Source organism: Calothrix sp. CCY 0018 (assembly GCF_963920925.1).
Lineage (GTDB): Bacteria > Cyanobacteriota > Cyanobacteriia > Cyanobacteriales > Nostocaceae > Rivularia.
The window spans coordinates 1-265 of the sequence record NZ_CAWUDI010000148.1 but is presented as its reverse complement, the minus strand read 5'-3'; the positions used below and the strand labels follow the sequence as shown (position 1 = coordinate 265).

Here is a 265-nt window from a genome sequence, read left to right as displayed (position 1 = left end):
ATGGTCTATGTCGATGCGGGCGCCGAGGATGCGGCGCAAACCACTCTGGCCTTCCTGCTGTCGCCGCGTTCAGCCTATGTCACGGGCCAGCCGATCCGCGTGTCTGCGCCCGTTGCGGCTGCGCCTGAGGCTCTGGGCCATGTCGGGCGGCGCGTGCTGGTCACCGGCGCGTCGCAGGGCATTGGCGAGGCCATCATCCGCCTGTTCGCAGCAGAGGGGGCGCAGGTCACGGCGCTGGACCTGCCGGGGGCGCAGGTGCGCCTGA

General features: G+C 70.9%; 1 protein-coding gene. It reads left to right on the top strand.

From position 1 onward, the window contains the following. Positions 1 to 265, top strand: a 265-nt coding sequence (locus ACM03V_RS34530; protein ID WP_414625322.1) for an SDR family NAD(P)-dependent oxidoreductase, incomplete at both ends; no start/stop codon positions are given.